Below are 24,901 nucleotides of genomic sequence, written 5' to 3' on the forward strand. Positions count from 1 at the left end.
GATGAAATTAACGAATAAAATAGGCGTAATCGTAGACAGCTTCGGGCTGGGCGTGCGAGAGGGATTGGTGAAAGCCAAGGAGGTCGGCGCGGAAGGCGTACAGATTTATGCGGTTAAGGGGGAAATGGACCCGGAAAATTTGTCGCCTGCGGCACGCAAGGAGTTAAGAAGCTACATAGAATCGCTCGGCTTGGAAATTTCTGCACTGGTCGGCGATTTAGGCGGTCATGGCTTCGGGGTCAAGGAGGATAATCGCTGGAAAGTGGAAAAATCGAAGCGTATCGTCGATTTGGCGCTGGACCTCGGCACGACGATTGTAACGACGCATATTGGCATCGCGCCGCACGATTCGTCCTCCGCTGCTTTTCATACGATGCATACCGCATGCGAGGAGCTAGGCCAATATGCCAAAAGCGTCGGAGCCTACTTCGCCATTGAAACCGGCCCTGAAACGGCGGCCGACTTAAAAGCGTTTCTCGACACCTTGTCGACGAACGGCGTATCGGTTAATTTTGACCCGGCAAATATGGTCATGGTGACGGGCGATGATCCGGTGCAAGGCGTTCATCTATTAAAGGATTATATTGTCCATACCCATGTGAAGGATGGCGTTCGCCTTAAGGAGGTTGATCCGAGAGACGTTTACGGAGCGGTCGGGTATGCGCCTATGGATCATGAGAAAATCGCAGAGATGGTTTCCTCTGGCTTGTTTTTCCGCGAAGTTCCGCTTGGAGAGGGCGGAGTCGATTTTAATCGCTATTTTCAGGCGCTGCAGGACATTGGGTATACCGGTTATTTGACGATTGAGCGCGAGGTAGGCACGCAGCCGGAGCTTGATATTCGTAAAGCGGTTGATTTTATTCGCAAATACAGGTAGGGGAGGGAGAGGAAAGAGATAATTGCTTAGTGAATGAATCCTGCTAGATGATAGCGGGATTTTTTTGCGTGTGAAGGATTGTTTTCATAAATAAGAGGTTTTGCTTTTATAGAAGGGATGCTTGTATAGTAAGAGGGTGGATATAGAGGTTGAGAGAAACAGGAGGAAATCAATTGAGTACACAAAGTATTGGAGTTCCATTAGAAGGTTTTGCAGAGTTTAGCCGAACGGTAGCCGCAGAGGGCGCCGTATTATTGAAAAATGAAGGACAGGTGCTTCCGTTTAAGGATGGCGACAACGTTGCTGTTTTTGGCAGAACCCAGGTTAACTATTATCGCAGCGGTACCGGTTCGGGCGGCAGTGTTCATGTTACTTATACAACAAATCTGCTAGGTGGGCTTCGCGGCAAGAAGAATGCTGCTGTCAATGAAGCGCTAGCCGCTGTTTATGAGAAATGGATTGAGGAAAATCCATTCGACAACGGCGGTGGCGGCTGGGCAGCTGAGCCATGGCATCAGAAGGAAATGCCTTTAACGGATGAACTGGTGTCGGAAGCAAGAAGGAAGTCGAACAAGGCAATCGTGGTCATCGGGCGTACCGCAGGGGAAGACCAAGACAATGCCGATGAAGCAGGAAGCTACCAATTAACGGTGGATGAGAAAGCGATGCTGAAGCAGGTGACGGCTTATTTTGAACAAACCGTTGTAGTGCTCAATGTATCGAACATTATAGATATGAGCTGGCTGAACGAGGAAAGCTACGTGCATCCTATTGCAGGTGTCATCTACTCCTGGCAGGGCGGCATGGAAGGCGGCAATGCGATCGCCGATGTTCTGGCTGGTGATGTAACGCCAAGCGGCAAATTGACGGATACAATCGCTTATTCCATCAACGATTATCCATCGACTCGCAATTATGGAAATGAATTTAAAAACGTCTATGAGGAAGATATCTATGTGGGATATCGTTATTTTGAGACGTTTTGTCCGGATAAGGTTCAGTTTGAGTTCGGCTACGGTATCTCGTATACTTCATTCGACATCAAGTCGGAGGATGCCAAGCTGACAACCAATGCTGGCGAAAAATACGTTGAAATCGACGTCAATGTAACGAATACGGGAACTATCTACGCGGGCAAAGAAGTGGTGCAGGTTTACTACGAAGCGCCGCAAGGCAAGCTGGGCCAACCTGTTAAAGCGCTGGTCACATTCGGGAAAACTAAATCGCTTCAGCCGGGCGAATCGCAGCGTCTTACGGTGAGCTTCCCTGTTGCTGCTATGGCTTCCTATGATGACGCTGGTGTGACGGGAAATCCTTCCGCTTATGTGCTGGAAGCGGGCACTTACCGTTTTTATGTAGGAACGAGTGTGAAAAAGGTGGCAGAAGTAGCTGTCGAGGGTCAAAACGGCTACGTCGTGGAGGCTCTTCAAGTTGTAGATCAGCTGCAAGAAGCGATGGCGCCGACGGAAAGCTTTACGAGAATGAAGCCGGGCGCTCGCAAGCAAGACGGATCTTATGAGCTTAGCTCCGTAGAGGTGCCGCAGCGGAAGATTTCTATGGCGGAACGGATTGAGACCCATCTACCTGCAACGCTAGCGCAGACGGGCAATCAGGGACATGCGTTAAGGGATGTTTTTGAGGGTAAAGTCGGCATGGAAACGTTCATCGCGCAGCTTAGCGATCAGGATTTGGCGGCAATCGTCAGGGGCGAGGGCATGAGCAGCCCGCTCGTTACATCGGGAACGGCTTCGGCTTTCGGCGGAGTCAGCGACCAGTTGTTCAACTATGGCATTCCTGTTGCTTGTACAGCAGACGGCCCGTCTGGCATTCGGATGGATAGCGGTCAGAAGGCGACTCAGGTCGCAATCGGCACCTTGCTCGCGGCAACGTGGAATACGGAGCTGGTCGAAGAGCTGTATGTGATGGAAGGCCAGGAGCTATTAAGAAACAACATCGATACGCTGCTCGGGCCGGGTCTGAATATTCGCCGCAGTCCGCTTAATGGACGGAACTTTGAATATTTTTCGGAGGATCCATTGATTTCCGGAATGTTTGCGGCAGCATGTACGAAAGGAATTATGAAGGGCGGCTCTAACGCGACGCTGAAGCATTTTGCCTGCAACAATCAGGAAAAGCATCGCAGCAAGGTAGATGCGGTCGTCTCTGAACGCGCTCTTCGGGAGATTTATTTGAAAGGCTTTGAAATCGCCGTGAAGCAAGGCGGCGCGAATTCGATTATGACCTCCTACAATCCGATTAACGGACATTGGGCCGCTTCCAACTATGACCTGAATACGACGCTTCTTCGCGGCGAGTGGGGCTTTACAGGCATCGTGATGACGGATTGGTGGGCGATCATGAACGATGTCGTGAGTGGCGGCCCAGCGGATCGCAAACTAACGAACTGGATGGTTCGTGCGCAGAACGATCTGTATATGGTGGTGCCGAACTACGGTGCGGAAATCAATGGCTGGGATGACAATACGATCGAATCGCTTGAAAATGGCACGTTGACCCGCGGCGAATTGCAGCGCTCTGCCATAAATATTTGCACGTTCATCATGAACGCGCCGGTATTTTCGAGAAAACACGAAATCGTAGAGACGGTTGAAGCGTTCAAGGCAAATGCTTCGCTTGCAGCAGCAGCTTCCTCAGAGCAAGTGCAAGTACTTTCCCAAAATGCACAGGTGAAGCCTTCCGCGGCCGAATCGACCTATATGCAGGTGGATCAAGCTGGGCAATACCGGATCATTGTCAGCATTATGTCCCCAGAGACGGAGCTGGCTCAAAGTGCTTGTAATGTAACGCTGAACGATCAACTGATGACGACCATTCAAACGAATGGAACCGAAGGCAAATGGATCAAACAGAAGCTTGTGAAAGTCGAGCTCGAAGCCGGCTTCTATGAGCTGAAGCTGGAATTCATCAAGCCGGGCTTGCAGATAGAGTGGATTGAGTTTAAACAGGTGTAGGTTAAATAGAGGTTGAGCTGACTAAGCTTTGCTGCTCAAATATTTATGAAAATAACGCGGCTTTCAAGAACTTGCTTATCTCTTTCTTTTTATAAAGGAGATAAGCAGGTTTTTTCTTATATCATTGGTTATATTATTTCTTCTTCTCTTTTCTATTCATTTCTTTAGCCTCCCAGAAAAGGCCTGTTAAAATATCATTTACCCGCTTCTTATCCGCTGCATTCATTGACACACCGTCAAACATAATTTCATGTTCCTCTTCAAGCATCTTCTTAAAGTCCAAAATATCTTTAGAGCTTGCCCAGCTAGGTATATGGTCAGATTCTATTCCAAGTATATGATCGGATGTGCTTCGAAGTTCTGTTGCTAAATCCCTTATAATATTGCCTGGGGGTACAGCTCGCCCAGCTTCATAGTTCGAAATATTAGTTCGTTTCATGCCAAGTATTTCTGCTAATTCTTCCTGTGAGATCCCCCGTTTCTCTCGAAGAGCCTTAATGCGCATGCCCATTTCTTTTTTTTGAATATCATCCAAATGAATCAACTCCAAAAAATGATTTTTAAATATATTGCGCCAATTTAATTGACGTGGTAGTATAACTTAACGTCAATTAAATAAACGTCACTGAAGTGGGGTGAACAGATGAAAAATAAGAGTAGTGCTGTGAAAAGAATGGTATTTAGCAACTATCGTAAAAGCTTTAAAAAAACGCAGCGCGAAGTTGCATTCGCAGTAGGCGTTACTGAGAGCCATATTCGACATATTGAGAATGGAAGAGCTAATCCCGATGCTAAGCTGCTATTTAAATTAGTTAAATATTTTGGAACAAATGCGGAAACGCTATTTCCTGATTTAGCAGACCAGGATATTGAGTTTGCTGGCAATTAAACCAGCCATAATATTTTCTTCATTATACACAGTCAATTTAATTGACGCAAATTGTTTTTTTAAGTAAACTCATTTTTTTAACTTGTACGTCAATTAAATTGACTTTTAAATTGCTATTACAGCAGTGGTGCATAAAGTAGAGAACAACAGTTGAGAAAACAGGAGGAACGATCAATGATTAAAGAGCCTAAACTTAAAAAGGGAACTTTTCAGCATGTGGAAAGTGAATTTTATGCTTATCAGGATACCCAAAAGGAAATTGTTCGACTGAGGAATGAAATTCTGCATGGAAGATATAGAGACGATGAGAACATTGGTGGAGGTCGAAGTAATTTGCCTGGTGACCCAACAGGACGTGCAGCGCTGCTTTTAACCAGCCATAAGAAACTAGAGCAGCTGCAAAATATTGTTGATGCGATTGAAACGGTAGTCGAAAGGCTGCCTTTCGAAAAGAGAGAGCTTATTAAGCTTCGTTACTGGACGAGATCGCAACCCTTAACGTGGGATGGGACGGCTGATCATTTGCATGTCAGCCGAAGGCAAGCGCTGCGTTGGCGAGATGAAATCGTAAATGCTGTTGCAGAAAAACTGGGTTGGAGATGAGTTGGCACTATGATGGCACTTTTGGCCTTATAAACCGTGTTATTATGTTAGTGTGGTAATAAAATATAAGCGGCACATGCAAGTCTTATATACATTATCACGGGGTCACTCCTAACCGAGTGGCCTTTTATTTTTCTATATACTGTTTTGGCTAAACATGAACAAGGAGTGAGGTGATATGTAGTGTCTCTTACAGCTAGACAGACCCGGTTTATAGATGAATATCTTGTTGATTTAAATGCGGCTGCTGCGGCCAGACGTGCTGGTTATAGCATGAAGACAGCAGGAGATCAGGGATCAAGACTACTAGCTAATGCTAATATCCAAGAAACGCTTCAAAAACGGATGAAAGAACGAGAGCAGCGTACTGAAATTACACAGGATAGAGTTCTGCATGAGTTAGCTAAGATCGGATTTAGTGATATGCGAATGTTTACAACATGGGGGAATAACGGCGTATCGCTTATTAATTCAGAGATGCTCACATCTGATCAAGCAGCATGCATAGCCGAGGTCAGTCAGACCGTTACTGGCTCTGGAGGCAGTGTGAAGTTTAAGCTGCATGATAAGGTAAGTGCCCTTGAGAAGATAGGCCGTCATCTTGGGATGTTTAAGGACAAATTCGAGCTAAAGGGGCAACTGGTCCATTCTCATAGTCATGACTTGCGGAAGCTTAGCGCAAAGGAGCTGGAACAGCTTGAACAAATCATTGGAAAAGCTGCCGACACTGGATGAAATTCAATGTGCTCGGGCTTATATTGATTTTAGCTATTTTGTTGACTATGATAGCAAGTTTCATGACAAGGAAGGGAAACATTTGGATGTGTTGGATGAGGCACTTGTTAAGGTTTCATCAGGCGAGCTGAAAAGGGTAATCATTACGATGCCGCCACGGCATGGCAAAAGCGAACGGGTCAGTAAAAAATTTCCGGCTTGGCATCTTGGACGAAATCCGGTAGATGAAATTATTTTGGCCTCCTATTCTGTAGATTTAAGCCGAGGTTTTTCGAGAATTGCCCGCGATACGTTAATGGCTAATAAACATGTTTTTGAAGTGAGTGTTGACCCTATTAATAAAGCTGCGGAGTCTTGGGGAATTGAAGGCTATCGGGGCGGTGTAACAGCAGCTGGAGTGGGCGGGGCAATTACAGGCAAGGGCGCAAAAATTGCTATCATTGATGATCCAGTAAAAAATGCGGAGGAAGCGGATAGCGAAACCATGCGAGACAAGATTTGGGATTGGTATACGTCAACCCTCTACACTCGTTTAACGCCAGATGGACGCATCATTGTCGTCATGACCCGTTGGCATGAGGATGATCTTGTCGGCAGGCTGCTCAAAAAAGAGGCCGATGCGATTGCTGAAGGAACTCATCGCGGGGAAAAGTGGACAGTCATTAACTTTCCAGCTTTGGCAGAAAAAGATGATTATCTAGGCAGAGAGGAGGGGCAGCCTCTATGGCCTGAGTTTGGTTTCGACAAGCATCGTATGGACCAGATCAGGATGGATGTAGGTTTAAGGGTATTTAACGCTCTCTATCAGCAGCGCCCAAGTGCGGCGGAAGGCAGCTTTCTCAAGCGTGAGTGGTGGAGATACTACGAAAATGCCCCACCTTTTGCATCACTTCTTATTTCTGTGGATGCTGCCTTTAAGGATGAGGCCGATAGTGATTATGTGGTTATACAAGTATGGGGAAAAAATCAGGCAAACATGTATTTGGTCGATCAGATTAGAGCGAAGCTCAATTTTCCTGCCACAATACAAAGCATACGGAATATTTGCATGAAGTATCCTGATGCAGCCGTTAAGCTGATTGAAGATAAGGCCAATGGTTCGGCGATCATTCAGACACTGCAGGGGCAAATAGGAGGCATTGTGGCCGTTAATCCAGAAGGTGGAAAGGTTTCAAGGGTGAATGCCGTATCAGCTTACATTGAATCGGGAAATGTCTATTTGCCTCGAAAGACATGGGTAAATGATTTTGTTGAAGAAGCTGCCAGTTTTCCAAACGGAAAACATGATGATCAAGTAGATGCGATGAGCCAAGCGCTCCATCGCTTTATTTATTTTGGCGGCAACCTAAAGCTTGGAGAGGATAGCGATAATAGCTTAGAGGCTCGTATTAGGCGAAACATTGCGAATCAAGGGAAAAAGAAAAAGAAAGGAATTCAGCCACTATGAATAAGGAACTGCTGCTAGTTATTTTGATTAGTGCACTGGCGCAAATCGGGCTAATCGTAATGCTTCTGATGCATGTGGAAAGATTGGGAAGTATGTATGAGCGTACAAATGCTGATTTGTTTGAGCGCTGGACTAATGAGCGGGAGGCTTGGTTATTGGAGCGCCAGCAATTGCTTGATCGAATCCAAGCCCCATCATTTGGCGAATTTAAGCATGCGGAAGTCAAGATATTAAAAACAAAACTGGGAATGACAGAGCGAGCACCGCTCGAGCCAGTTTAAGGAGGTTAATAGAGCATGAATTTATTTAAATATACATGTGGATTTGATGAGCGTTACGGGGCGGCCGCAGATGCTAGAGATGCTTATGAGCGCCGGGCAGAGGTGGATCCTACCTATGGCTACGTCGAAGTGAAAATCGAAGAGGTTATTGTTCCTCATCACACAATTACTATTAATCCTAATAATAATGATAAATCTGGAATTGAAGTAGAGGAAATGCAGGCGATGGAGCGCTCAGAGTTGATCGAGTGGCTGAAGACGAACCAGGTACATTATGTACCACAATGGGGCGACCAGCGTTTGCGAGAAGCAGTGTTAGCTGCTCAGATGCAAAAATAGGAGGGCGTGAGCCGTGTCTAAACAAAATGCCATTACTAATGCGAACGCAGTAGGACAAGAGCCCAAACGGCTCACTCCTGATCGTGTTGATCTATTATTTAAAAGCGCCGAAAACTGGACGGATATTCGTCAACAGCTTGTCAATATAAATTATTATCTTGGCAATCAATGGATAGGCTGGAATAGTGGAGAGCGTCGTGTTCAGGCTATGTCACAGCCGTCTGGCGAGATAAGAGTGACTCGTAATAAAATCAGGCCAAGAATTATGGCTTTGCTCGCCAAGCATATAAAAAACAAGCTTAAATTCGATGTGATCCCTGGAAGCAAGGATCAGACAGACATTGATGCTGCCAAGGCAGCAGACAAATATATGCATGTTCTCTGGCAGGAGCTTGATTTAAGCAGGAAAACGAAAGATATGTTCCTCTATATGCTGATTCAGAAGCGCTGCTGGGTCAAAACCTGGTTCGATAGTGAAGTGGGAATGGATCTCACACCAAACGAAGGCGAGCCAGGTTACGAGGAGTGGGTAAAGGGTGGAAGCAAGTCCGTGAATGAAGGAGCTATTCGTGCTCGAGTGTGTGACCCTTTAACTATTTTTGCAGATCCTGCAGCGACCACTGAAGAAGAGATACGCTGGATCATTGAGCGAAAGGCTCGCGATGTAGATGAAATCTACGAAGAGTACGGTGTACAGGTCAGCCCTGATGCCAATATAGATTATCTCAACCGCTATGACATAGCTAAAACGTCATTGGACGGGGGAGGCGCTTATAGCAATAGGGGATTGCAAAATCAGGCTATCGTTTATGAGCTTTGGTATAAGCCCTGCAAACGATACCCTGCAGGAGCAAAAATTACGGTTTGCAATGGCCAGGAGCTTGATTATAGTGAAAACTCCGGAGAATTGCCGTATCAGCTATTTGGCTATATTCCAATACCGGGGTCTATTCAATACGATGCCATTGTAACGGATATGCTGGCTCCGCAGCGTGAAATTAATGTTCTAAGATCAATGGTCGCCACTCATGCTAGGAGACTGGGTAACTCGATGTGGCTGAACCCAATAGGCAGTGGAGTAGATGAAGAAGACTTAACCAATGAAATTGCAGGTATTATTTCGTATAACCCAATTAATAATGCTAAGCCCGAACGGATATACGCTCCAGACATTCCGTCATTCTACAGCCAGGAACTGGTCCAAAATGCTATTGATTTAGATGATATGAGCGGAGCTCGCGAAGTATCACAAGGGCGATTGCCTGCTGGACTTGATACGCTTGGCGGCTTAGAGCTTATGGTAGAGCAGGAGAATGAAAAGCTAGCCGTAGCTTCCCAGAATTATGAGCAAGGAATGAAAAAGGTTATGCAGCGTATTTTGAGGCTGCTTAAGGACCATTACACGGAGGAGCGCCAGTCAAGGCTGCTGGGTGAGGATAATGAAATTGAACTGATTAGTTTTAGTGGCTCTGACTTAACGGGTTTTGAGGACATCAACATTGTTCAAGGTTCCAGCCTGCCAGAAATGAAGGCGGCGCAGCAGGAACGGGTGATGACTATGTGGGGAGCAGGGGCAATTATCAAGAAGGACGGGACACCTGATCCGGCCAAATTATTGCGTCTGATGGGTATGGGAGATTCTACAGCATTATTCGAGCAAGAAGCACTCGACAGTAATAACGCTAAGCTTGAAAATAAAGCTTTTGAAGACTTGCAGGATAATGTTGAGTTTATGCGGATGCTTAACATGTACAACGAGCAGACACAGATTATTCAGCAGCAGCTTCAACAAGCGGGTATACCGCATGAGCAGTGGGCGCCATATATGCCTCCGAAGCCACCGGATATACCAAGCTTATGGGATAGCGACGACGACGAGGTACACATTTACGTCCATAATACGTTTAGAAAATCAGGCCGTTATCGTGAAATGCCGCCAGAGCTGCGTTCACTTGTCGATCAGCACTATGAGGAGCACGTAAGCCGGCTGAATGCACCTTTATTGGAAAAGCAAGCTTTGGCTGAAGCTCAACAGCAGCAGAATGGACAGAGAGTATAGTGGAAAATAATATCAAAAGTGAAAGGGGATATCCATATGCATGATGGACCAGCGGTAGGCATTAAGGTTATTGCACCTAGCGACAGCAATCTTTTTGAGGCTACCCGTGCTATTTATGTAGGAACTGGAGGCGATCTAAATGTGCAGATGTTCGACGGTACTACAGCGATTATTCCCGCCTTGCCCACCGGCATGTATCCTATTTCTGTAGTAAAGGTACTAGCAACATCTACGACAGCAGCAGGAATAAGAGGATTTTACTAATGGGGGTCTGGCTGGGGCTGGGACTTAATATTAGCCTTAACGGATCAAATAGCTTAGCGGGCGGCAGATCCAGCAAGCTTATTGCCACAGATAGCTTTGACCGTGATGATAATAGCTCTGTTTTAGGTTTTACAGATACGGGACAGCCGTGGACAAGCCACACAGGCACATGGGGGATTCAATCTCAACGTGCGTATACGCCTACAGGTACGGAAAATTACGCTACAGTAGATGCAGGCTTTACGGATTATAAGGCGGAAATTTCTCTCGCGGTACGGGTCAATCGTTCGGGCCTGGTTTTCAGATTTACTGATTCCGCTAACTGGTATAGGTTTGTGCTGAGCTCGAACACTGTATTTATGCAGCGACGATTAGCTGGATCAACCACGTCACTCTCTTCATTTTCCGTTACGCCTACGGATGGAGATACTTTGAAAATTATAGTTAACGGAAACCAGTTTCAAGGCTATTACAATAACGAGCTCAAGGTGACTGTGACAGACACCACTTTTCAGACGCCAACACGTGTTGGTTTGGAGTCTGCGGGTTCGGTTTGTCGTCTTGATAATTTTAAAGTGGAGGCCTTATAAAATGATTATTACGGTAAGTAAGATTGGTACCGGCACTGACGATGACCCATACCGTCCTGACTATAATGGCGATTGGCAGTTAGTTGAGGAACGTGAAACTGAATTTGTAATCGAAACCCTGTAACGGGCTACAAGTGACAGTCTTGTAGCCCGTTCACTATATCTGCGGGCGTTAATAGGTTATGGCCGCCGCATAACTCGAGTAATGACTATGTCAAAACTGTTTTTCAATTTAAAGCTTCATTTATTTGAGGAACAAAGACAGAAAAATCGGGCGTTAAATTAGCTCCTGACGCCGGGGAGTATGAAGAAGGAGGAGGTAGGTTAAGTGAATATTCAAAAGGTTACTGAAGGTCAGGGCAAGGAGGATATTGCTTTTGCTAAAAGACTCGCAGCCGCTCAAGAGAAATGGCGGCTGGAAAAGGAGGATGAAATTGAGCAAATTCGCAAGGAATACAAGGATCATGACATGTATCGACAGGCTGCCGAGTATCTCCAGCGGGCCAGCGGTATAAACGATATTATGACCCTTAAGGAGCAAATTGAGCTGATTGAACTGCAGGATCGCGCAGAAGAGGAAAATGTTTCTCCACAAGTGAAGCGCCGTATCGAGGAGCTTGAGGCAAAGGCTGCACGAGCGGATGAAATGGAGGCGGAACAGAGTCAAAAGCAAGCGGTTCAGGACTTCGAAAACATGCTGAAGGAATTTTGTATCGATAAGAAAATCGATGGCAATTCCCTTCACCATGAGGAGCTTTGGAAGTATATGCATGAGAATGAAATTGCAAAGCCTGAGTTTGCTTTCAAAGCTATGAAAGCAGATGCTCTAGAGTCTAAGCTTTCCTCAGCTAAAGAGGATGCCATTAAAGATTATCTTAACTCCAAACGTGGAGTAAAAACAGACAGCGCACCAGGTGCAGCCGCTCTATCCAACACCAAAATAGGTGGAGGATTCAAAGGGGCAGAAGCTCGAGCGATTGAGCGAATCAAAGCATCTCGGAATGCAGAATAAGAGGAGGAATTATATATGCCAGCTACATTGTCCACTATTGAAGAAGCTCTAAAAATTGATTATTTGCCTGAGGTGCAGGAGCAGGTCAATAACGGTTCCAACTACTTTATTAAAAAATTGAAGGATAAGGCCGAGAAAATTGATGGTGATGGCAAAAACTTTTATATCGCCCATCACTTTGGCCGTAATAGCGGTGTAGGGGCCGGTACAGAAATGGGTGATCTGCCAAGCGCGGGTCAACAAGGCTACAAAGGCTCTTCTGGTAACGTTGCCTATGTTCATGGCCGACTTCAAGTATCCAACGCTACCATTCAAGCCTCCAAACGTGACGAAACGTCATATATTCGTGCATTGACAAGCGAGGTCAAAGGTTTAACAACAGACCTTCAAAACTACATGCGTCGTGTTTCCCTAGGTGACGGAAGTGGTAAATTGGCGGCATTTCCAGCTCAGTCGGCATCAACGACACTTAACGTAGATGATGTCCGTTTGTTTTTTGTCGGCCAGGTTATCGATATTTATACATTGCCAAATACTGCAGCTGCAACGGGTCGTACGATCACCTCGGTTGATTACGATGCTAAAACAATTACAATCAGCGGAGCAGCAGTTGCAACGACGGCTGGTCAAATTGCGGTATCTACTGGCGCATTTAACTTGGAGCCAATGGGGCTGGCGGGTATCATCAGCAAGACTAAAGCACTGCAAACGCTTGATCCAGCCACATATACATGGTGGCAGTCCACTGTAATGGCGAACGGCGGTACAGGCAGAGCGGTATCCGATACGCTTATTCGTTCACTGCTCGATCGGCTGGATATTGTGAGTGGCAAAAAAGTGGAATGGCTTGCTTGCTCCCATGGTGTTCGTGCAGCTTATGAGGCGTCTCTTACTTCTATGAAGCGTTTTGTTAATCCCATGGAGCTGGAAGGCGGCTATAAAGCGATTGAGTTTGACGGTATGCCGCTGATCGTTGATCGCTATATGCCAGCAAAACGTATTTGGGCTGGAAACTGGGATGATCTGGGCCTATACTATACATCGCAGCTTGCCTTTATGGATGAAGACGGCAGTATGTTTAGCAGAGTCCCTAACAAAGCTGCCTACGAGGCAACAGCATTTTGCTACGAGACGATGGTTTGCCATAATCGTCGTTCGTTTGGCGAATTGGGAGATCTTAACGAACCGACTGGCTATTAATTTAAGCATCAAAATGAAGGGGCCCTCGGGCCCCTTTTTTATAGGAGGATCAATGAATAGACACTATAAAGACGGTTTTACCAGAGTGATGATTAATGATTTATATGACGTTGAGCCACAATTGCAAGCCTATGATGAGCATCTATATTTAATGTGGAATCCTCATACAGGAGAACATTTAATTATAGATGGCTGGACGGAGCTTGCGGTTATGAAGCTGCCACAGAGTGGTTTTCCCGAGCTGTCGAGCCGCGTTGTCACGCACATTCGTAAAATCCATACCGCTAACGGTTTTAGCGCTTCGGCTGTAATCGAGAAGGCTGACGAAATGAGGGAGCATCATATGGAACAGCGCAAGGAACAGCTGGCAAAGGATTTTGCCAAGGATATGTATAACGGCGATAAATATTCCGTATCGATTGGCGGTGCAAGTACATGAACGTAGGAGAGTTAATCGAACGTGTCCGGCTAGAGATATTCAATGACCTTACCGATGCTGAAATAGTCGGCAGGTTCAATGAACTCTCTCGACGGCTTTTTCGATCATTTCCTTTACCTAATAAGGAACATATTTTTGTAACAACTGCAGTTAATGGATATGTGCTGCCCGCAGATTGTCCGGAAGATCGTATTCAGATGATTACGGTTGGGGGAATGAGCTATACAAAAATATCGCCTAATTTGCAAGGGGCGCCAAATTTACATGCAAAAATGATTGGCGGCAAGCTTTATTTAGAGCCGAACCCTATTCAATCAGAGGTTGTTCTGTTGTATAGACAGCGTCCTCCTGCACTAAGTGCAGGTCGCCTGACTGATACGCCAGGGCTTCCTGAAGATTACCATGGGCTTTACATTTATGATGCGGCCGCATGGATTGCCGGACTGCAGAAAGATGTGGATATGCTCAATAACTTCCGCGCTGAATTTTTATCCCTTTTGCAGGATGCACAGAGGGATATTAAGACTATGGGAATTAGGAGAGTAAAGGAGACGACATTGTGGTAGATCGCATGTGGCAAGGCATACGGGGCGTTTCCGATCCAATACCTGTGAGAGCGTTTAACGGGATATTCAAACCCGATGATGAGGGCTTTAACTTGCCAGATGACGTTTTCACTGAGCTTACTAATTTTAGCGCCAACAAATATCCAGCTATTACAACTCGTAAGGGATACACGGTAATTGGGGCATATGGTTCTGGCTCTGTGCTGGGTATGGGGGCTTGGAAAGGGAAGGAGCTGCATGCCGTATTTTCAGATGGAACTTGGCGCAAGTGGGATACAGTAGTATGGACTATTCTTGCATCAGGACTTAATACGGCTGCGGAATGGACCTTCTGCAACTTTAAAGGCAACTTGTCAGGAATTAATTTAATTGGGTCAAATGGCATTGATGCTATAAAAAGATATGACGGAGTAACTGTTCAAAACCTTGCAAATGCTCCAGCAGGAGGCAATTTTATTACGACTCACTCTAATCGACTATATTGTGCAATCGGCAATTCTATTCGGTTCTCAGCACTTAATGAAGCCGACGACTGGACAACCGTAGATGATGCGGGCGAGATTGCGGTTGATACGCCAGATGGCGAGACGATTAATGGGCTGAATGCAGGCAATGGACACTTGACCGTCTTTAAGCCCTCCAGTATGCATGAGCTATATGGCAAGGGCCCGCAAAGCTACAGCATGGATAAGGTAGCTTCTGATATTGGAGCCGTAAGCAATAAGGCAATTATTGCTTATGATGAGACACTTCCTTTCATATCGAGGGATGGGATCTATCGGTATAGCGGAGGGATTCGTCCTCGTAAGGATTACTCTATGCCTATACAGACCATCATAAACAATGCCAATAAAGCAAATATTCACAAAAGTGTTGCTGGAAACGATGGGGCAAGCCTGTACTTTGGTGTGCCTTTAGACACCTCCTCTCAAATCAACTGTATCCTGCAGCTTGATCCTATTCATCAGGCATGGTATACATGGGACGGCATTTCTGCAATGCAGATGCTTCGCGTTGGCGATTATATGTATGTTGGCGATGCAACAGGAAGAATATTGCGTTTAGGAGCAGATACAGATGCAGGAGGAGTTATTACAGCGACGGCGGTGACAAAGCCATTCACGGCAGACAGTCTGGCGCGGAAGCAGCACTGGTTTAGGCTTTGGGTTGTCGCTACTTTAGCAGCCGGAAGTACACTTCAAATACTTATTAGCGGACAACCAACAGGAAACAGTTGGATACCATTGCCTATCATATCAACCGACACAGGCATTAGATATAAGGAGATTTTAGTTCCTATTAACAGTATTGCTGCTGCCAATAGTGTAAGGCTTAAAATTGTAGCAACGGGAAGAGTGACGATTCACGAAATTACAAGGCAGCTCCGTCAGTTGCCTACAAGGAGGTGATGGTATGCCCACGCAAAGCATACGTGTTGCGGCAGAGGTTGGTACAATAGAGGATTCCTTTGAGCAGCTCGCTAAGCTGCAAAAAACCGTGAAATATCTAGTAAACGGCAATTTAGATTTTGAAAATATCCGTGCAAGGGGAATTAAAGCCGACAATATTGAGGCTGGTTCTATAACAGCTAATGAGATTGCAGCAGGGACGATTACTTCAGACCAGATTGCAGCGGGAACCATCACCTCAGACAATATTGCTGCTGGCTCTATCACAGTAGATAAAATAAAAATAACGGAGCTTCTTGCGGCAGTAGAGGCGGAAATTGATTTTGTTGTATCTAATGTAACGATAACGAATGTATTAGCTGCGGATAAGGGGTATATCGCCGAGCTTACGGTGGATCAGCTGGAAACAAGTGACAAGGTGAAAAAGTATTTAAATGGCGATACTTCGGATGTTAATTATATTCGTATAAGAGGGCAGACGGCCGAGTGGGTAACTGCCAGCCGGTCGGGGAGTTCAATAGAACAGGCTAGAGACCGCTATGGCAACTTACTATATTGGACCAACTCAGCTAAAACTGCTGTTACCGCTCAGCCAACAAGCTGGGGGGTTATGCAGTACGTTTATAATGAGTTGGTGAAATCCGCGATTAGCTTTCAACTGAAGGATGGGCAGTATTTGCCTGAGTTTCAGTTGGGATCAGGAAATGGCAACGGCAATAGAGGGAAAAGTTTCATTCGTAAGCTGACAGACGGTATTGCTATTCAATATTACCGTGAGTCAAATGGAGAATTGGTTGAGCTAAAGGTGGGAGAGAGTGGTGTAGGGGTTGGCATAGACGTGCGCACCTCCGATCCGGCTAGTCCGGCTGTCGGTCAGATGTGGTTTAGGAGTGACTTGTAATGGCGGTTGATAAAAGCAGATTATTTACTTCTCAATCCATCGCTTTCTCCATCCCCAAGATTGGAAAATGGATAAAAGGCTACAGTCAATTTTTAACGAAGTATACAAGGGATGCTTTGCCTAATATTACGAACTCAGAGGGAGTTACCGTAGCGCATTTTCATAATGAAGTAGGGCGTGGCGGTTATTTTCCAGCCTATGCAGGAACCTCAGAAGGACAATTTTTAGCTTTGCGGGGTTATTTGGATATGTATGGAACGACTCATGAACGAGAGTGGCTGGATAAGGCTCTTCATCTTGCCTCTTCACTGGATTGGGTTTATTACAGCGGCATGTCTCTTCCTGAGCCCAATGTAACCAACCAATTATGGGTTCCTTACTGGCTTGTTAATGCTAAGCAGAGTCAAGCAACCTCTGAGGAATTCGTTTTGGATGATGTTATTCATTTTGCTGGCGGTGTAGGCTATACCTCTAAAGATGTAAACCGAGTATTTTCTGCCCGTTCATTAGACAGCCGATTGAGCTGGGATAGCCCAACAGCAGATATTATCGGCACGAAATATGATGTTTATTATTTTGAACCTGTATCGTCTGGAACATTAATTAGGCTTCGTTCAAACTTTACAGGCGATTTATATGTGGCACTATCAACACTTACCGGGCCGATTATCCATAAAAATGAAGTTTTCGACGCGTATCCGATTTGGCGTAAATATAAAGATGGTGAAAAAGGTGCAGCGGTTGATTCCCTCTTTTGGTCTTATGACTGTTATGAACTGTTATACCGTTTTACAGGAAACACAAAATGGTATAAGGCAAGAGAAGCAACTAAAAATATGATTTATATGTCACATCAAATTACTGTGAATAATGATTATTTGGCCTTGGATACGAGCAGTACCGATGCTCTCAACTCAGCAGGTACTTATATTTATGATATGCGAGCCAATAAAACAAGGTCTTATCGAAAGCCAAGTGGACATATTGTGCTAGAGGTAAAAGCGGACGGCAATTATAAATCTGTGGAAATTGGCAAAGGGAATATACAGGAAAAATGGGATAATGCTAACAAGTATATAGATGTGCGATTAGCTTCGGATATTCCCTTAACGGCTAAAGCCGTCATCATACCTAATATAGAGCATTATGACCAATATTGGGAGGCTCGATTGCAGCTTATTGGCGGGAATAACCTTCAAACCGTATCGCTGCGGTATACAGATTTTTATAATGCTAGTCAGGTTAGATGGAGCGCGTATTATAGACCGGATAGCCAGAGTGGCTTTATCGTAAAAAGTTCGCATAGCACAGTGAGCTACACGGATGTTTCTACATCATTGGGAGCGACTGCGCGGCGATTTCAGTTTTTTCGGGGTGAAGAGAAAGGCACCATCATAGACTACTCGGAAACGGATGAAGATGGAACACCGATTCCTAAAGAGATTGTATATACCTACACCGGCTGGGCGCAGTATTTTCTAACCTTTGCCGAAGGGATGCCTAGTACGATTTTACCGATGCAATATCGTGGAAATGGAATGGGCATGGTCGTAACAGATGCCAATGGCGTAGGCTGGGTTGCCAATCTGCCAGATCGATCATCTTTTGGCACGGTGGCTCTCTCCTGGAGTGATTTTGTGCTGGCAGATTATCAGGAGGTGGATATATCAGGTGTGACAAGGCCGGCGGGTGGGCGTGTGCGGAATTACGCACTGAATGGATTAAATATTCAGGCCTGGTGTGAGATTGTCTATATCGGAGTGCTGCAGAAGATGCCGCTTCAAACCAATATATCTACCTTTTGCATTAATGATAATGAACCAGCAGCCCATAAATTGACGATTGAATACGTAAGACCGTATCCCCTTCCGGTTCTGAACTATACGCCATGGGTGGCACCTTTCGGTTTTGGAACAGAAAACAATCAAATTATGAATTGGAGAGGAATGCCATATTCCGGTTACCAGGCTCCGTACATTTGGGAGAAGCTTAATGAGTCAACGGGGGTAAATGTCGTCTTGGACTTTTTATCAGATGCGGCAGATGCTTATTATGCAGCTACAGGGGTAAGAGGCGGTTTTGCCCCCGTTTATTTATGGGATAGATGGGATTCGAAGGATTACGGAGCTAAAAATACGTTCACATGGGACGGGCCAGATCCAAATACAACCTGGGCAGGCTTTCAATATCGGACAGCTGACACGGTAGCTAGGACATGGTATTTGGACCCCGATAATCAAGTGGCCGCAACCTTGACACTGGATTTTCTCCATATGATTAATAGGTACTGGACCAGCAGTCAGAATAAAATTTTAACCGATTTTCCTGCAAATGGAGCTCCTTATGGAAACTATGATGAGACACATATGGCGGGTTTATTACTGCGCACAGCGCTGTATGCCCATCTGGCAGGAGGAGATGATTCTGTCATTATTACCATTATTACCAGAAGCTTAAGGTATTTGGACAGGTTTTATGTTGACCCCAATACACCGACCAGCCAAGTAGGCGGGACATGGTCTGTCGATCCTAGTAATGATATTTGGTATACCTATTGGGGCGGGGAAATATTAAGCGCATTGTCCTTGCTTTTAAACCACACGCTAGAGTTTTTGAATGTGAAGGGAACCTCTCGTGTGCATAGACTGCCCATCTATCATCCAAGTATTCTGGAATCTGGAAGCTCCTCCATGCGAATAACAACTCCAACACGCGTTGGCGCATTTGAGCTGTTGGCAACAAGTGATGCGAAGGCTAGCCCAATTAGGGTCTACACCCGATCAGGAGTGAAGGCGATTAGAGATAGTTGATTTAGCAATAGTTCTTAGAGCAGTATTCATTGAAGCAAAGAGGAACCGTAAAGCCAGCCGTTAAATAAACGGCTTTTTTTTATTATTTTTGGAGGTGAGAGTAGTGACAGTAAACACAAATCAAAATCAATATTTGACAAATATGGCAGCGGGCAAGACGGCTGCGGGTGGAACGGCTAATGCGGGCCAGCAAGCTTGGGCAAAGGCCCAATTAGCTAAAAGCAGTGTTCCTAGTTCAACCACGGCGGCTAATACAACAAATGCGACGTTGCAGACTAACACTCTAGAAAAGAAGAAAGCAGATCCAATATTGCCTGATTTAAGGGCTAAATCTGGTTCGTCAGCATCTCAAAATCCGGGGACAGGAATCTTTACTCCGGTTGTGCCCAAAGTAACTCCCGTACCAGCTCCGACGACCACTCAGCCAACCCCCTCTTTTTCAACACCGCAATATAATGATTGGCAAGCCAAGAGTGCGGAGCAGTATGCGGCGCTTGAAAGTCTTACGGGGACACCCTTTAGCTACGATCCTGAGACTGATGCCGGCTATCAGGCACAGCGGCAGCTGGCACAAATTCGTGCAGGCGATGCAAGTAAAAGCGCTATGGAGACGGCTAACGAAAAGGGTATTTTAAATAGCAGTCTGACTTCGTCGCAGCTAGGTCAAATTCAACAGCGAGCTGAGCAGGAAGCGGCAGCATATATTCCTGAATATCGCCAACAGGCTTATGCGCAATATCAAGATCGATTGGCTAATGCCGCCAATCTACTCAATACAGCGCGAGCACTTCGTGGGGATCAGTTCAATGAATCCGTAACGGAGGCGGGCTTAACGGGAAACTATATGCCAGCCGGTTCACAGCAGCTTATCCAGCAGCTCATCGGTTTAAAACAGCAAGCGGAGACAAAGGGTATTACGGCGACAGATCGTGCGCAGCTTAGTGGGCAGGCGGATGTTATCCGTTCGCAGCTTCAAGCGATGGGGGTGAATACGTCGACCCTTGGGGCAAATGTTTCAGCAGCAAATGTAACAGCTAATCCTTATGCAGGTACAAGAACGCTGGCTGGTCAAGAAATGGATTTGGCCAATAAACAAAGTAACTGGAATGCTTATATGGATATGGTCGGGCAAACGGGTAATTTAGGCTCTGGCCCAACGCAGACATGGGGCAGCCTTGCTGCCAATGCAAACGCTGGAGGTCAGACCCTGGCAGGAAAACAGTTTGCGGCCAATGAGGACCAGCGCGCGCAGGATAATGCATACCGCGACCAAACGTTTACTTACACAGCTGGACGCGATGCTGTGGCTGATAAGCAATGGATGGATCAGTTTGATCAGCAGATTAAGCAAAACGGCATTAATAATGCTCTTGCTTGGGCTGCTAACAACCTCAACCAGCAACAAGTCAACAATAGTGCAAATAACCAAGCGTTTAACCAAGCGATGGCTGTTTGGGAAGCGACAGGTGTTGCACCTCAGGGCATACCTGGTGTTATCCCAGGAACCCCATATAGCGCAGGGGCTGCAGCAGCACAAAATCCCTCTTTGACTGATATGAGAACATACCTTGATAGCATTGTTCAACGAGACGAAAAAACAAAAGCAATCACTAACCCTGAAATTCTTGAGAATTCAATCCTTAACTCCGAACTTTCTGATTACGACAAATATCAAATGTATCTAAAATATGGCCTTAAGTGGGGCGGGACAGTTCCCGAAAAGACATCGGGAAAGTAGCAGGCTCTGGTGGTGCGATGTCTGCCTATCAGAGCCTTATTGATTCTGCGGTAAGTAGATACAGCAATGTTCCAACCGGGCTAGTGGAGGCTGTAATTAGTAAAGAAAGCGGAGGAGATGTTAAAGCAGTGTCTAAAAAAGGAGCAGGCGGTTTAATGCAAATTATGCCAGCAACCGCCCAAGGTTTGGGTATCAAAAATGTGTATGATCCAGCTCAGAATATTGATGGCGGTACGAAGTACCTAAGCCAAATGATCTCCAAATATAATGGTGATTATCAACTTGCTCTCGCAGCATATAACGCGGGTCCGGGCAGGGTTGACGGATTGATTAAAAAATACGGCAATAGTTTTAGCGCCATACAGTCATACTTACCAAAAGAAACACAGGATTACGTGCCTAAAGTAATGGGTAACTGGAGGGGATAATTTTGGCGGAATCGTGGATAGAACAAAGAAAGCGTGAGCTTTCAGGCCAGCAGTCATCTAAATCGGCTGATAGTTGGATTGAAAAAAGAAAGCAGCAGTTGCTCAACAATTCAGATGTGGATGGAACCCGGAGCGGCGTACGATCGCTTGCTCCTGAATTGTTTAACCCCATCCAGCAAACGCAGAATATTGGCAACGCATTGTCGGCTGCTGCGACACCATCAGCCAAAACAACACAGTACCACAAGCCGGCAGTTCCATTACTATGGAACAGGATAGCTGCAGAGGCGAATTCCTCTGCGGAAACTCCTGCTCAGCAAGTACCCGGTACGTTGTTTCATAGAGATCTTACGCCAGCAACTGGTTTACCGGGCATCCATGGAGATGCAGCGTCTTACATTGCAAAGCAAGCGCGTAAAAGGGATGCGCAAGATCCCAATAACCCCACGCTTAAATGGTTGAAAGACAATACTATTGACGCCGCAGCTGGCCTAATGGACAGGATGCTTGTAAACAATGAATACGGCAGGCTGCTGAACACCGTTACTTACGGCATTGGTGCGGTTCAGGGCGTAAATTTGAACGAAGCAGGGGCGGCGCCGCTCCTATCATCTGGATCTGAGCGTGCAGATAAAGGGGCTTTGCTGCTTGGTAACCTTGGGGGTGCCATTGCTAACCCAGCAGCATTGGATCAAAGCCTGCTCACAGGCGGTTATAGTATTGCGAATAAATTGGTGCAAGGCAATAAAGCGGGCAGATGGTTATCTAACACTGGTCAAAGCGCTCTGAATAACGCAACTAGCAAGATTGGCATTCATTCAACAGGTAATCTAGTCGAACGCGGCTTAACAGGCGCGGCAGCAGGTGGCATAGAGGGCGGCGCCCTATCGCTAGTTTCTGGCCAGTCCGACTTGGATCAAGTTGCTAAAAATGCAGCTTTAGGTGCCGCATTCGGCGGTGCTGGAGATCTGGCTCTATACGGGCTGGGCAAAGGTGTGCAGATGGTTAGACAGGCGCCGGGAGAGGTGCTTGCCAGCACGCTAAAAAATGTAGACAGCCTTCATAATACGGCAGGGGAAGTGCAAGTAGGACTGACGGCTCCAACAGGAGAAAGGAGTGGCTGGCGAGAAATCGCAGATGATGGTTTGCCGAATGTACAAGCCGCTCTGCGTACAAGTACTTCAAAAGGTAAATCGGCCAAACCCTTCCCGAATGCATGGGAAGATTTCGTGCAAACCGGGCAACAAATGAAGCAGGAAGGGCGCCTCACTCCCAATCGGGGGGGAGACGGGATAAAGTCATCTCGGACTCCAGTGACGGAGGTAGAGGGGAGAAGCCTTAGTGATCTAATAGAGCATACTTTTCCGAGAAAAAAGAGTGGTGTCAGCTCAGGCGATGCTCCCCGAGCAGGCTCAGCATTGAATAAGTTTGAAGCTCCCCGTGCCACTATTACGAAGGCGGCGGAGCGATTAAGCGAAGCGGTAGGAGGGTCTTTAAAAATCCTGCATCCCATCCGAGCAGCGTTGGAAAGGCTGAAGGGGCATGGAGGTAATCGTACGCAGGCGCTTCATAACCGTCAACTACCTTCAGACATGCAGCACGAGTTGAGAAGTCGTGCTTTTACTACTAGCGATAATGTGAGCGGGATTGCTTCTAATACCGGAAACGAATTAGGCCAAGCAGAATTGAATATTTTATCCAACAAATCGATGAATGCAGAGCAAATGGGTACAGGGTATAGGCTAATGCAAGAGCTAGAAGCAGCGGGAGAACATCAGCGAGCTGCTATTTTAAGAGATAAGCTGACCCAAGACTTGGCGCAGGGTGTAAACTCTGATACATTTAGGGTAAATGAGAGGCTAGAAGAGAATGCGGGTGTCATTGCTGGTTATAAAGGTAGCGATCCTGGTGAAGTAGCTGCAGCAAATACAGTAGGAGATCTATACTTTCAAAACACAAAGCAGCGGTCTAGTCCAATTGTTCCCCATGATGAAAAGCTATCAAAAGGTGTACGAGATTCGACTGTTGGAGTTCTAAAAAGTTCCGAAATAAGCATGCCGAATATGGAGAGTATTCGTAGTTCCAGTAATGAGGGGACGGGTAATACTGGTGTTGGGAAAACTGGTCAAGGAATACCAATTGAAGAAGTAAAACCACATGTACTTGAGCAGATTCACCGAGATGATATGGGTGTATATGGATATTTGCCAAAAGAAGGAACGCCATATGCAAAATATGATTTTACGGATATCGAAAAAGTTAAGCAGAATCGGGCTATTAGAGAAGAGTACTTAGAACAATCCAAAAAAATTCAAGAAGAAATTGATAGGATGGTGCAAGAAGGTACCCCAACTAATGAAATAGCAAATAGGGTTGTTGATATGCGAAATCAAGATAAGGTTTCAGCAAGAGCAAAAATGGCACCTGAAGAATTGGCTCCAATAGAGGAAAGGAATATGGAACTATATGGTAATTCTATAGGGCCTGATGCAAAATGGCTTTTTGATAGTAAAAAACAAAAAATGCTGGAGCAAGGTTTAAATCCGACGGATGAGGATATTTGGCAATCAATAATTAAAAGCTCTATGAAAAAAGATGATGTACTGAATACATTACTGGGATTAAAGCATTAGTCCTGAATCCGTAACGGGGGAAATTGAAAACAAGAGAATGTCGGTGGAAACATAAGGTTCTATATGATTTCTCACCTTTTAAATAATTCACCCATTGGGGAATTATTTAAAATCCTATTTTCTTGAGAAAGTCATTAGATATCTTCATATATCTCTACAAGTCTCTTGTTTTTTAAAAAAACTATCACGGATTCAGGATCATTCAGGATTAGTGTGTAGCGGTGGGATAAAAACTCTGTCTGAAAGGAGTATAATCATAATGATAACATTACGTAATTATCCAAAAATGGGATCGTACATTTTAATTAATAATAATAATTATTCAATCGAAGAAGCTGAGGATAGAAATAAAACAATACAAGGGGTTGGGGGAATAACTGAAGGTGGACAGATAGTTGGTATTTATGTTAAAGATAAAAAACTATTCTTTTTCTATAATGGACAATCATTTGAAGCGCCCGTAGATGATTTGAACTGTACAAATAATTATGTTTCCAAATTGGAACGATGTTTCAGTATAACAATAAGGGGGCAAGATACCTGTAACATAGTTTATGAGCCTTTTATCGATCCTGGGATGATTTATTATGATGCAGATCCTGAAGAGTTTGATGTATTGTTATACTTAAGTGAATTATTGAAAAATGAGGATTCTATTAAGAAATTTATAACTGGGATGGAAATGATAGAAAAAAATAAATAAAGTGTA

The 24,901-nt window shown here is 45.4% G+C and carries 24 protein-coding genes; 23 read left to right on the forward strand and 1 reads right to left on the reverse strand.

The annotated features are described in order from the left end of the window. The first annotated feature begins 1 nt into the window (after position 1). Together AC6B99_RS16375 and AC6B99_RS16380 are read left to right on the forward strand one after the other, a co-directional pair. Positions 2 to 877 (forward strand): sugar phosphate isomerase/epimerase family protein, encoded by an 876-nt coding sequence (locus tag AC6B99_RS16375; RefSeq protein ID WP_496663760.1) that lies wholly within the window; start codon positions 2 to 4, stop codon positions 875 to 877. A gap of 173 nt (positions 878 to 1,050) precedes the next feature. Next, on the forward strand, positions 1,051 to 3,849 hold the full coding sequence (locus tag AC6B99_RS16380; RefSeq protein WP_496663761.1) for a glycoside hydrolase family 3 C-terminal domain-containing protein: 2,799 nt from the start codon (positions 1,051 to 1,053) through the stop codon (positions 3,847 to 3,849). A gap of 133 nt (positions 3,850 to 3,982) precedes the next feature. Here AC6B99_RS16380 and AC6B99_RS16385 read toward each other — a convergent pair whose 3' ends face one another. Beyond that, positions 3,983 to 4,384, reverse strand: coding sequence for a helix-turn-helix domain-containing protein (locus AC6B99_RS16385; protein ID WP_496663762.1), 402 nt, complete (start codon positions 4,382 to 4,384; stop codon positions 3,983 to 3,985). A 108-nt stretch (positions 4,385 to 4,492) separates the two neighbouring features. Between AC6B99_RS16385 and AC6B99_RS16390 the strand changes: the two genes are divergently transcribed. From AC6B99_RS16390 to AC6B99_RS16490, 21 genes are all read left to right on the forward strand, one after another. Continuing rightward, positions 4,493 to 4,738, forward strand: a complete 246-nt coding sequence (locus AC6B99_RS16390; RefSeq protein ID WP_056032367.1) for a helix-turn-helix transcriptional regulator — start codon at positions 4,493 to 4,495, stop codon at positions 4,736 to 4,738. Positions 4,739 to 4,912: 174 nt separating this feature from the next. Next, a complete protein-coding gene (locus AC6B99_RS16395; RefSeq protein ID WP_496663763.1) occupies positions 4,913 to 5,341 on the forward strand; it encodes a DUF722 domain-containing protein in 429 nt (142 codons plus the stop codon). Positions 5,342 to 5,524: 183 nt separating this feature from the next. Continuing rightward, positions 5,525 to 6,076 (forward strand): terminase small subunit, encoded by a 552-nt coding sequence (locus tag AC6B99_RS16400; protein WP_496663764.1) that lies wholly within the window; start codon positions 5,525 to 5,527, stop codon positions 6,074 to 6,076. After that, positions 6,039 to 7,523 (forward strand): phage terminase large subunit, encoded by a 1,485-nt coding sequence (terL, locus tag AC6B99_RS16405; protein WP_496663765.1) that lies wholly within the window; start codon positions 6,039 to 6,041, stop codon positions 7,521 to 7,523. Before AC6B99_RS16400 ends, terL begins: the two co-directional genes overlap by 38 nt. Next, positions 7,520 to 7,804: a hypothetical protein gene (locus AC6B99_RS16410; protein ID WP_496663766.1), complete on the forward strand. Its 285-nt coding sequence runs from the start codon at positions 7,520 to 7,522 to the stop codon at positions 7,802 to 7,804. Before terL ends, AC6B99_RS16410 begins: the two co-directional genes overlap by 4 nt. Positions 7,805 to 7,819: 15 nt before the next feature. Further along, the gene (locus AC6B99_RS16415) at positions 7,820 to 8,143 is read left to right on the forward strand and encodes a hypothetical protein (RefSeq protein ID WP_496663767.1); all 324 of its coding nucleotides are present in this window, start codon (positions 7,820 to 7,822) and stop codon (positions 8,141 to 8,143) included. A gap of 13 nt (positions 8,144 to 8,156) precedes the next feature. Next, on the forward strand, positions 8,157 to 10,202 hold the full coding sequence (locus tag AC6B99_RS16420; RefSeq protein ID WP_496663768.1) for a portal protein: 2,046 nt from the start codon (positions 8,157 to 8,159) through the stop codon (positions 10,200 to 10,202). Between the two features lie 36 nt (positions 10,203 to 10,238). Then, positions 10,239 to 10,466, forward strand: coding sequence for a spike base protein, RCAP_Rcc01079 family (locus AC6B99_RS16425; RefSeq protein WP_056032349.1), 228 nt, complete (start codon positions 10,239 to 10,241; stop codon positions 10,464 to 10,466). Then, complete coding sequence (locus AC6B99_RS16430) at positions 10,466 to 11,056, forward strand: hypothetical protein (RefSeq protein ID WP_056032346.1); 591 nt, start codon at positions 10,466 to 10,468, stop codon at positions 11,054 to 11,056. The genes AC6B99_RS16425 and AC6B99_RS16430 overlap by 1 nt, the downstream gene beginning before the upstream one ends. Before the next feature lies 1 nt (position 11,057). Next, on the forward strand, positions 11,058 to 11,180 hold the full coding sequence (locus tag AC6B99_RS16435; protein ID WP_268795410.1) for a hypothetical protein: 123 nt from the start codon (positions 11,058 to 11,060) through the stop codon (positions 11,178 to 11,180). 204 nt (positions 11,181 to 11,384) lie between these two features. Further along, positions 11,385 to 12,068: a hypothetical protein gene (locus tag AC6B99_RS16440; RefSeq protein WP_056032343.1), complete on the forward strand. Its 684-nt coding sequence runs from the start codon at positions 11,385 to 11,387 to the stop codon at positions 12,066 to 12,068. 15 nt (positions 12,069 to 12,083) lie between these two features. Then, positions 12,084 to 13,268, forward strand: a complete 1,185-nt coding sequence (locus AC6B99_RS16445) for a phage major capsid protein (protein ID WP_056032338.1) — start codon at positions 12,084 to 12,086, stop codon at positions 13,266 to 13,268. Between the two features lie 52 nt (positions 13,269 to 13,320). After that, complete coding sequence (locus tag AC6B99_RS16450; RefSeq protein WP_056032335.1) at positions 13,321 to 13,707, forward strand: hypothetical protein; 387 nt, start codon at positions 13,321 to 13,323, stop codon at positions 13,705 to 13,707. After that, positions 13,704 to 14,273 (forward strand): phage adaptor protein, encoded by a 570-nt coding sequence (locus AC6B99_RS16455; RefSeq protein WP_496663769.1) that lies wholly within the window; start codon positions 13,704 to 13,706, stop codon positions 14,271 to 14,273. The genes AC6B99_RS16450 and AC6B99_RS16455 overlap by 4 nt, the downstream gene beginning before the upstream one ends. After that, complete coding sequence (locus AC6B99_RS16460) at positions 14,267 to 15,682, forward strand: hypothetical protein (RefSeq protein ID WP_056032329.1); 1,416 nt, start codon at positions 14,267 to 14,269, stop codon at positions 15,680 to 15,682. Before AC6B99_RS16455 ends, AC6B99_RS16460 begins: the two co-directional genes overlap by 7 nt. A gap of 4 nt (positions 15,683 to 15,686) precedes the next feature. Continuing rightward, positions 15,687 to 16,583 carry a hypothetical protein gene (locus AC6B99_RS16465; protein ID WP_496663770.1) on the forward strand — a complete coding sequence of 299 codons (897 nt, stop codon included), beginning with the start codon at positions 15,687 to 15,689 and terminating at the stop codon, positions 16,581 to 16,583. Then, positions 16,583 to 19,393 (forward strand): hypothetical protein, encoded by a 2,811-nt coding sequence (locus AC6B99_RS16470; RefSeq protein WP_496663771.1) that lies wholly within the window; start codon positions 16,583 to 16,585, stop codon positions 19,391 to 19,393. The genes AC6B99_RS16465 and AC6B99_RS16470 overlap by 1 nt, the downstream gene beginning before the upstream one ends. 103 nt (positions 19,394 to 19,496) lie before the next feature. Next, on the forward strand, positions 19,497 to 21,131 hold the full coding sequence (locus AC6B99_RS16475; protein WP_496663772.1) for a hypothetical protein: 1,635 nt from the start codon (positions 19,497 to 19,499) through the stop codon (positions 21,129 to 21,131). Between the two features lie 17 nt (positions 21,132 to 21,148). After that, positions 21,149 to 21,559, forward strand: a complete 411-nt coding sequence (locus AC6B99_RS16480; protein ID WP_496663773.1) for a lytic transglycosylase domain-containing protein — start codon at positions 21,149 to 21,151, stop codon at positions 21,557 to 21,559. A 2-nt stretch (positions 21,560 to 21,561) separates the two neighbouring features. Continuing rightward, positions 21,562 to 24,192, forward strand: coding sequence for a hypothetical protein (locus AC6B99_RS16485; RefSeq protein ID WP_496663774.1), 2,631 nt, complete (start codon positions 21,562 to 21,564; stop codon positions 24,190 to 24,192). A 259-nt stretch (positions 24,193 to 24,451) separates the two neighbouring features. After that, positions 24,452 to 24,895: a hypothetical protein gene (locus AC6B99_RS16490; protein WP_496663775.1), complete on the forward strand. Its 444-nt coding sequence runs from the start codon at positions 24,452 to 24,454 to the stop codon at positions 24,893 to 24,895. Positions 24,896 to 24,901: the final 6 nt, after the last annotated feature.

It is taken from the genome of Paenibacillus liaoningensis (genome assembly GCF_059609455.1).